This window comes from bacterium, assembly GCA_040755795.1.
Lineage (GTDB): Bacteria > UBA9089 > CG2-30-40-21 > CG2-30-40-21 > SBAY01 > JBFLXS01.
Map to the genome: position 1 here is coordinate 1 of JBFLXS010000128.1, position 9,541 is coordinate 9,541.

Here is a 9,541-nt window from a genome sequence, read left to right on the forward strand (position 1 = left end):
AGAAAGATTTAAGATTTTAAAGATAGCATTCATAAAACCCAGTTTTTAAGTTATCGGACTTCTTATGTTAAAAATTAAAGTCAAAACCGATAAGAAAAAAAGGTAGATTTTATGTCAACAGCCTGTCTACTTGCTACTCGCTACTTAATAATAGATAAGGAGTTGATGAGAAAATGGTTAAAAAGAATTTAATTGTTTTAGGGATTTTAGGATAGAAAAGGAAGGTAGATGTTCATAAGAAAGCTTTGGGATTGCAAGTATAGACATTAATTCCATCTACTCTATTTAGATCAAGGTCAGTAGTAATAACACTTCTGATTCCTAAATAGAACATAGTAGCGGCATGAATAGCATCTCTGGTAAGAAGTGAAAACCTTGCCATATACTCTAATGCTCTCAAGGTAACAATAGATGGGATTTCTACTATGATGAGATTAGGTATTAAGGAAAGATCAGTGGTTATTTGCCTGAGATAAGGAATATGCTTTGTAATGATAGTTGAATCTTCTCTGAGTTTGTCGAGCCATTTGTCCTGATACTCTTTAATTAGTTTGATTCTTAATAGACCGTACCAGGATTCTTCCAGAATTAAAGTAGAAATGACTGAAGTAATCTTTCTTTTTGCTATTTTCCGAAGAAGATTACTGCATTCTGAGAAATATTTAGCCTCAGTAACGCAAGAGTTAATAACAAAATTTGCATCCCAGAAGATAACATTAGGGAGTGAAGCATCAAATTTCAAAATCCTTGCTGACACCGTAAAAGCTCCCTTCTTTTAATAGCGACTCGACATCAATAGGATGGTTAAGGGTAATACTCCCAATCATATCCTCTACCGGATCGAAATTATTATCCCTAACTGTCTCAAAAGTTATTATCCTGGCTCTTTTGCTTAAATTGATAATTTCTTTAGATAGATTTAACTCAGCTTGCATGATAATTACCTCGTCTGAAGATAATAATACCATAAGTATCACTCTTTGTCAATTAAAATTTTAACTCAGAAACATTTCTGAGACAGCCCTTCTGGGAAGGGAAAAAATCAGTAATCGGATGTAACAGATAAAACGGATAAATAAAAAGATAAAAAACATATCCGATCAATCCGTTTAATCCGCTTACCAAAAATTAAAAAGAAGTTAATTTTTTTGGGATTTTAGAATTAGGTTTATCGGTTATAAAAAAAGCAAGAGGAAACTTTTTACGCTCCCTCTTGCTTCCAAGTGATACATAGAGTCATGCGTTCGACTCCATCACTGTCTGACAATTATACTATACCACATTTTCATAATTTTGTCAAGTGTTTTTTTCATGAATATTTTCTCTGAAGCGGAGGGAGGCGGAATCGAACCGCATACCAGTTAAGGTATCACTTGTTTATCAGACAGTGAGGCTACCATAGCCCAACTCCCTCCTGCAATTATGATACCATAAATACTGCTCTTTGTTAAAGAAAATTAAACTTAGCAACATTTCAGAAACATTTCTGAGGCAGATTTATTGGAAGGGGAAAAATTCAGATTGCCAGATGGCAAATAAAAAATGTAAAAGTAACTATTCAGTTCTTTTGACAGGATTTACAGGATGTTAAATAAGTAGATTATCTGTTCGACGGATTGTCACGGCACATGAATTACAATTGGTGAACTATTTGACTGCCACTCATAAGGATGTTGGATTGGTTATTAATTCCTGACCTGTCGTCAGGACAGATTTTGGAGAAAAATAAGGTTGAAGTAAAGCGAAAGAAAAGAGAACTGTCGGAATATTCATCGGAACTATAACCATGATGAACAGGATAAACAAAAATCCCGTTAATCCTGTTCATCCTGTCAAAAATAGACCTGAATAGATACATGTAAAAAGAGTAATGAGGTAGAGAAAGAGAAAGAATACCAACCCAAAGCCAGACAAAAAATCTTTCTACTCTCTACTTAATAAAGACTTCTGCAAAATGCCCCGAAGCTGTCATTGCGAGGAGCAAAGCGACGAAACAATCCCTTTATTTTTGCAAGGGGTTGAGATGGCTTCCCCTGAACTTGATTCAAAGTCAGGTGATTCAGGGTCGCTTGCAATGACAAATAATGACAAATTAGGCTATTTTGCAGAACTCTAATTCTTAAAGAGATAAGGAGGGTCTAAAATGAACGAACTTAAGCAGTATCAGTTAGATTTAAAGCAGAGTCTTTGGAGACTCGGTGTGGTTAGGGCGTTGCTTTTGGTTGTAACTCTGGTGTGGAATCCTCTTCAGGTAGCTGGGCAAGATTCCTGGTATTATTCCGGTTGGAGTTATCGTCGCAGTGTGACCGTCACGAACAACACTACTTCCGCCTTGACGGACCATCAAGTGCTGGTCAGCTTGACCTCGGCTAACTTTGACTTCAGCCATCCCAATTCTGATGGGAGCGACATCCGATTCACCTACTGGAACGGGGCTTCAGAGACGGAAATTCCCTATTGGATCGAGCGGTGGGATTCGGGTGCTCAACAAGCGAAGGTTTGGACCAAAGTCCCAAACATTCGTGAGAGTGACACTTCAACCATCTACCTCTATTACGGGAATTTAGGCGCCAGCAGTGCGAGCAATGGAGATGCGACCTTTGACATCTTCGAGGATTTCAATGTAGACGATGACGAATGGACAGAATACGATCCCAACAACAAAATCGAGCTGGACTACACAGTGGATCACCGATTGGAGTTTACCAATTGGAAAAGAACCGATCCAGGGTATGTTTATAAAGCCTACTCCATACCGGAGAACTTTGTTGAAGACTTTGAGATTAAGATTACCGGACATGGAGGGAATGCGAATCCAGTGGGACCTGCCTTTACAAATTATGTAGGCAACATTGCTTCTTCATCAAGTACATCCAACATCATATGGACGCGCTATACTGAATATTCATATGTTGAAGGGCCAGTTCAAGGCAGTCAAATCCTCAATTATTACTGTAAGAATGGGCAATATAGCGAAAGTAAGCCCATCATGATTAATCAAGGTACGCTGTACTATGTACGCGTCACAAAAAGCGGGGACTCAGTCACATTAAGCGTCTTTGATGATTCTGACCGTACGAGTCACATACCAGGAAGCCCAGTTACAAATGTCATCAATTTTTCTGGAATATCTTTTGACCACTATTATCCGATAACTGCAATTACAGAGGGTCCAGTGAACTGGGAATGGACCGACGGCTGGACAGGCAACTACAAAGTCCGCAAATACACCGAGCCCGAGCCGACGGTGGCGGTGGGAGCGGAAGAGAATTCCCTTACTGGTTCCATCTCAGGCAAAGTCACTGAATCTGATGGGATGACAGCTATCGAAGGGGCGACGGTGCTGGCTTTGGATGGAACGGGGACGGTGAAAGGTTCTACTACGACAAGCGTTGCGGGGACTTATTCTATTTGCAATTTATCGCTCGGGACCTACAGCATCGCCGCAGCCAAAGGTAGCTATGCCACACGGGTAAAAGGGAATATTGTGGTGACCGCAGGGACAGAAACCTTGGGAGTTGATTTTCAACTGCCTGAAATCGGACCAAGGGGTGGAAAGATTGTGTTTTGTTCTTATCGGAATGGCAACTATGACATATATACAATGAATGCTGATGGGAGTAATTTAACGAGATTGACAAATGATCCTGCTGCGGATGAGTGTCCAAAATGGTCAAAGAATGGAACCAAGATAGCGTTCTTGTCTAACAGAACCGGTAGTTGGCAAATCTGGGTTATGGATGCAGATGGTTCAAATTTGAGGCAAGTGACCAATGTGGCCGAAGCTGTTTATCTAAGTGATTTTAGTTGGTATCCTGGCGATCAAAAGATAGCTTTTATAAAGAGCGGTTATTATTTATGTTCCATAAATATTGATGGAAGTAATTTGACTGAGATAATCTCGCCAGAAGGAAGTCCATTTCCAGCTCCAAATGGTTGCGATGTCTCGCCCGATGGGACAAGATTTGTCGTCGTGAGGAAATTCACTGGCTGGGGACATGACATAGAATTGTTTATTTATGATATTGTTGGAAAATATCTGGGGACTCTTACCTGGACGCCTATGGGAGATAAAACAGAAAGCCAAAGTCCAGCCTGGTCCCCTGCTGGTGATAAGATAGCTTTTGAGGGAATTCGCCATTTTCCAGCATATCCGATTAAGAATATTTTTGTCATTAACCCCGATGGTTCCAATCTGGGAACTGTTACAGATTTTAAGTCAGGAAATGGTTGGGAGGCAGGCAAACCCAGATGGTCCCCTGATGGACAAAAGATTATCTTTTATGGACAATGGGAGACTTCCCCGAATGAACTATACATCATTAATAAAGATGGAAGTAATCTAAGAAGAATAACCAATAACTCTTTTGATGACATTCATCCTGACTGGATTTATGGCTATGTCTCACCAACGAGTGGTTCCATCTCTGGCAAAGTCATTGAATCTGATGGGATGACGGCTATCGAAGGGGCGACGGTGCTGGCTTTGGATGGGACGGGGACAGTGAAAGGTTCTACTACGACATCCGCTGCAGGAACTTATTCTATCACTGGCTTACCAGAAGGGACTTATACTGTAAGAGTATCAAAATCAGGCTACTTAGCTACAGAAACCAGTGGAGTAGTTGTTAAAGCAGGCACTGAGACAACAGGTGTCAACTTCATTCTCTACTCTGCTAAAATAAAACCTATCGTTTCCTCACCTCAATCTGCTGGGTCTGAAGTTTGGGTCAAGATTCAGGTTGGGGATGAGGGAGAGCCTGTTGAGAACCTGCATCACCTTAAATTTAACCTTCATTATACCAATTTTGATATTCTTGATGTGCTTGAAGTTAAACATGGTGATTTCTTAGGAGATGACCCCATATTTCAGGAAGACCACTCTTCTCCAGGTACAGTAACGGTATTTATTGGTAGAAAACCAACTGAACAAGGCGTAACAGGCTATGGGAATGTGGTCTTAGTGAAATTTAAATTATCTGCAGAGGCTCAACCTGGGACGATTAGTGTGAGTTTTAGTAAAGTAGAGGCTTATGGAACTCAAAGCTGGGTCAGCCTGTTACCTGAATCAGATGAATTTGTAACAAACAGGGTAACAATAAAACCCGAAGTTAGCTCTCCTCAACCAGCAGGGGTGAAATTTTTACTCACCATACAGGTAGGAGATGAAGATAATCAGGTAACTGAATTGTCTAATGTAGTGTATGAACTGGTATGGGATAGACCTGATATTATACAGGTGGTTAAGCCACTTTATGAAAATATCACAGCAGGTGAATTTATCGGCAGAGATTCACTCATTCTAACTGGAGGTGGTAATGGAACACTGAGTATCTGCGTGGCACGAAAAGGTGGTGGTGTAAATGGGTATGGGACGGTGACTAATATTTGGCTTAAAGTGTTAGACCAATCTGCGGTTGGTGAAGAGATTAAATTTACACTTCATAAGGTATCTGCGTATGGTTCTGAATCAAATAGAATTGGTCTTGCATCAGGTAGTTGTACATTAACAGTAGATGTAGGGACAGATACAGCCGAGGTCTGGCCTGGTGATACGGACAACGATGGGATTGTAGCATTATGGGATATAATACCAATAGTATGGTATTGGTGGTTACAGGCTACAGGACCTGCCCGTTGGTCTGATGAGACGCCACTTGAGATAAGGATAAAATGGGAAAAACAATTAGCTATTAAGTGGGGCATTGTCATCCCTCCATTTCCAGATGCCTGCTACGCTGATACCGATGGCAATGGAATAGTAAAACCAGAAGATATAATCGCCGTAGCTGTAAATTGGGGAAAGACTCAGGGTGGAAGATTAATGATGCCAGCACCTGCAAGGGCTATGAGTATCTATGAGATAGACCACTCTAAGTTTATTAAGTGCTACGAAGAAATGTTAGCAGTACTAACAGGACTACCTGATGATACACCTGGTAAGGAAGAAGTTGAGAGACAAATTTGTAAGCTCATTGAAATCAGTAACCCAGCTATATTCAAAGTCTACCCTAATCCATATCGTCCGACAACTACTCATACCCACATTGGTGGGATTAAATTTGAAAATCTTGGTACTAACTGGGATATCAAGATATACAATATCGCCAGTGAGTTAGTTTCAGAGATGCACGGTACTGAAAATGACTATATCTGGCTAACTGCAAAAGACTTTGCCAGCGGTGTGTATATCTACATAGTCAATAGCAGCACTTTAAGTAAAAAGATAGGTAAATTGGCGATAATTAAATAAAGTCACAGATGGATACGGATGTACACAGATTGCATAAAAATTACAGGTTTTTATTCTTTGTATTCACGATATTTTTTCTTATGCTCCTGATAGTAAAGGAAGAACCATCCTACAATTAGAATGGCACCAAACATTACAAATAGGAGGGTTAAGTTATCCATGAGATTATTCCTCCTCAATAAATCACAATACTCTTTTATATGTGCGTTCTTTTCGTCTATCGACTTTATCGATAACTATCAAGTTTTTATCATCAAAGATACTGTAAACGATTCGATAATCACCTACACGAATTCGATAAACTCTTTTACTTAGCTTTCTAACACCTCTTGGACGAGGGTCTACAGCTAAGTTACGAATAGCCTGGGCTACTTTATCATAGATGGTATTTGACAATTTATCAAGTTGTTTTTCAACTCTTCGGCTGGCAGTTTCGATTCTATACACGGCTTTGCCTCTTTCTGCGTTCACTATCATATTCGTCAAATGAACGACCTTGTCCAGTGGCATGTTCTGCCTCAGCAATTTGTGCATCTCGAAGGTCTTCAAGGTCTTCAAGAAGTTGGAGAAGAGTTTCATATTGCTGTGGGTGAAGAAGAACACCTTTAATAGTGTTGTTCTGGATAAGAGTTGCTGGTTTTGTTGTCAGAAGTCTTTGAAGTGCAATAACCGTACTATCAGAGATAGTTAAAGTAGTAGCCATAAATATTCACCTCTTGTCTTTAGTATACTACTATTGGTCAAAGATGTCAAGAATTTTTTTAGAAGGAGAAATGGAGAGTAAGATAGGGAGAGAATAATATTTATGGATATATTTCAAAATATGCTGCTTTATTAGGATAGTCACAAATTAGTTTATGAGAAGAAAGAATACCTTCAAATCCAAGAAGGAGAGGACAATCATCCTCAAGAGCAAGATAAGATTTAAGCGATATAGGAGGAGAGACTTGAATATCATCTAAAATAACACAAGTGATTTCACCAAGGTAGACAGGTAGAACATCTTTACTTTTACGAATAAGTCCATGGAGGTTAAAAGTAGTAGAGGAAAGCATTTTAACTAATGATTCTTTCCAGATAGACTGAGGAATTAGACATGCATACGAACCTGTATCAACAATTGCAGGACGGGGTTGAGACCAACCATCAGGAGTAGCAAAACTTACAGTAGTAATAATTCTTCTTAACCATAATAAAATTCCCTGGTCTAAAAAATGATAGTCTGGGAGTTCGTGAAATCTGAGATTAATTTTAATAGGCATAGATTCTAAGTTCCTTTTCGATAAGAAAGACAGGAAATTCTTTTCTACCTGTTTTGGTTTTAGCTTCTGTTTCTATTTGAGCAAGATTAGTTCCAGAAGAAACAACTTTTTGATTAACAACAGCTACCCATTGGTCGGGATATTGATTTCTTAAATCTGAATAATGTTTATTTAGCCATTCTAAGTCATCCCAGTATTCTTTAGAAGGTGACTTGGGTAAATTAGAAAAAGTTCTCTGAACCATAATAAACCTCCATGGAGTTAGTATACTACTATTGAATAAAGATGTCAAGAATTTTTTAGGAGGAGGAGAGGAGAAAATTGTTAACTGGTAACTGGTTAATTACCAATTACCAAATTAAAGGAGGTAGATTAAAATGTGTAAGAATGTATTAAAGGTATTGGTAGGTTTAGGTTTTGTGTTATCCTTAAACAGTCTGGTAGTAGAGGCAGCTAAAAAAGGCTCAACAGGAGCCCAGGTGCTTAAACTAAGTGTTGGTGCTCGACCTGCGGCTATGGGTGAGGCATTTGGTGCATTAGCAGATGATACAAATGCTATCTACTGGAATCCCGCAGGATTAACTCAATTGAATGAAAAACAAATTATAGTGATGCACTCTGATTGGCTCAAAGAGATAAACTACGGATTGGTCGGCTATGCACAACCATTGGCTAACGATAGAACTTTAGGCTTGAGTATGATGTATTTAGGCTCAGGAGATATGAAAAAGATTAACGCTAATGGGATAGAAGAAGGTGATTTTGAGGCAAAGGATATGGTAGTTACTGCGTCTTACGGCTGGAAACTCTCGGAGGAATTATCTCTTGGGGCAAGTATAAAAGCAATTTCATTAAAGATTGATAATGAAAAGGCTAATAGCTTTGCTGTCGATGTTGGCTTTTTATCCAGAACACCGGTAGAAAACCTGTTAATTGGAGGCGCATTACAGAATTTAGGCTCAAAGGTAAAGTTTATTAATGAAGGAGATAAATTACCATTAAATGTCAAATTAGGCAGTGCCTATAAGGCTATGGATGATAGACTCATTCTTCTTCTGGACATTAATAAGCCAGTTGATAATGACTTGAGGCTAAATTTAGGGACAGAATACTGGCTGACCTCAACTGTTGCATTAAGAGGTGGCTACAACTCGGGAATAGATGAAGGCTCTGGGATAACTTTTGGCATAGGCTTTGCACTCCGTAACTTACAATTAGACTATGCCTATGTTCCGTATGGCGATTTAGGTAAAACCCACCGCTACTGCCTTTTGATAAAGTGATAGGACAAATCCTTACTGAGCCGAGCTGTAGGGTTAGCTGAGACACATCTTTAGCCCCAGAGGGGCAACATGCTTATAGCCAGATGGAATAACCTTCGCGGTAAGCCCCGTAGTGGCAATATGTGCTAACAATATGTCGTTCATCTGAAGCTGGAGCTATTTGATTTGTTTCGTCTATATTCTATAAAAATTTCGACCTGTGCGATTAGATTTAGGAAGCAGGTAAGGACTTTTTGCCGATATAGACGCTGAAAGCGTCGTAACCGTTCAGGTAGCAGTTACTAGTTTTGGTTGAGATTTCAAAAGATTCTGATATATGAACGCTTACAAAATGTTGAATGTAGAATATTGAATGTAGAATGTAGAAGGGAAAGGAGTAGAAATGCCGAAGGAAAGTAGAATATTTGATCTTGAAGAGCGTTACAACGGCTAAACAGAAAAATACCAAAACTTGATAATTCTACATTCTACATTCGATATTGGTCATTGATAACATTTTAAATTTAACTGATCAAAGCCGTCAGATGTTGCGCATCTTAAAGCTTAAACTGATTCTGTTACCTGAACGCTTACAAAAAATTGAAATTAGTAGAAACTGATAAAAATTTATGGAAACTTGTTGTTTCCCACAATCAATTTCTACCTATTTCTATAAATTTCAATCTATTTCTATTATCTTATCTCCATATCTTCCTTATCTCCTTATCCCCCTTCTTACACTTCTAATGTATAACCTGAACGGT

At 39.0% G+C, this 9,541-nt stretch carries 9 protein-coding genes and 1 tRNA gene; 3 read left to right on the top strand and 7 right to left on the bottom strand.

All coding sequences use genetic code 11. The features are described 5' to 3' along the window. Positions 1 to 232: 232 nt before the first annotated feature. From AB1414_09650 to AB1414_09660, 3 genes are all read right to left on the bottom strand, one after another. Positions 233 to 757, bottom strand: coding sequence for a PIN domain-containing protein (locus AB1414_09650; protein MEW6607698.1), 525 nt, complete (start codon positions 755 to 757; stop codon positions 233 to 235). Beyond that, positions 732 to 968 (bottom strand): hypothetical protein, encoded by a 237-nt coding sequence (locus tag AB1414_09655; protein MEW6607699.1) that lies wholly within the window; start codon positions 966 to 968, stop codon positions 732 to 734. Before AB1414_09655 ends, AB1414_09650 begins: the two co-directional genes overlap by 26 nt. A 362-nt stretch (positions 969 to 1,330) precedes the next feature. Continuing rightward, positions 1,331 to 1,415 (bottom strand) — tRNA-Ile (locus AB1414_09660). 200 nt (positions 1,416 to 1,615) lie between these two features. Between AB1414_09660 and AB1414_09665 the strand changes: the two genes are divergently transcribed. Both AB1414_09665 and AB1414_09670 read left to right on the top strand, forming a co-directional pair. After that, the gene (locus tag AB1414_09665; protein ID MEW6607700.1) at positions 1,616 to 1,696 is read left to right on the top strand and encodes a hypothetical protein; all 81 of its coding nucleotides are present in this window, start codon (positions 1,616 to 1,618) and stop codon (positions 1,694 to 1,696) included. 447 nt (positions 1,697 to 2,143) lie between these two features. Next, positions 2,144 to 6,253, top strand: a complete 4,110-nt coding sequence (locus AB1414_09670) for a DUF2341 domain-containing protein (GenBank protein ID MEW6607701.1) — start codon at positions 2,144 to 2,146, stop codon at positions 6,251 to 6,253. A 183-nt stretch (positions 6,254 to 6,436) separates the two neighbouring features. Here the strand turns inward: AB1414_09670 and AB1414_09675 are convergent, their stop codons facing one another. The 4 genes from AB1414_09675 to AB1414_09690 all read right to left on the bottom strand — a co-directional run bounded on the left by AB1414_09675 (position 6,437) and on the right by AB1414_09690 (position 7,759). Beyond that, positions 6,437 to 6,730 carry a type II toxin-antitoxin system RelE/ParE family toxin gene (locus AB1414_09675; GenBank protein MEW6607702.1) on the bottom strand — a complete coding sequence of 98 codons (294 nt, stop codon included), beginning with the start codon at positions 6,728 to 6,730 and terminating at the stop codon, positions 6,437 to 6,439. Continuing rightward, entirely contained in the window at positions 6,693 to 6,956 is a 264-nt protein-coding gene (locus tag AB1414_09680) for a hypothetical protein (GenBank protein MEW6607703.1), read from the bottom strand. The genes AB1414_09675 and AB1414_09680 overlap by 38 nt, the downstream gene beginning before the upstream one ends. Positions 6,957 to 7,056: 100 nt before the next feature. Continuing rightward, positions 7,057 to 7,515, bottom strand: a complete 459-nt coding sequence (locus AB1414_09685; GenBank protein MEW6607704.1) for a hypothetical protein — start codon at positions 7,513 to 7,515, stop codon at positions 7,057 to 7,059. After that, positions 7,505 to 7,759, bottom strand: coding sequence for a DUF5678 domain-containing protein (locus AB1414_09690; GenBank protein MEW6607705.1), 255 nt, complete (start codon positions 7,757 to 7,759; stop codon positions 7,505 to 7,507). Before AB1414_09690 ends, AB1414_09685 begins: the two co-directional genes overlap by 11 nt. Before the next feature lie 133 nt (positions 7,760 to 7,892). On the opposite strand from AB1414_09690, the gene AB1414_09695 reads away from it, so the two are divergent. Continuing rightward, on the top strand, positions 7,893 to 8,798 hold the full coding sequence (locus AB1414_09695; GenBank protein ID MEW6607706.1) for a PorV/PorQ family protein: 906 nt from the start codon (positions 7,893 to 7,895) through the stop codon (positions 8,796 to 8,798). The last annotated feature ends 743 nt before the right edge of the window (positions 8,799 to 9,541 follow it).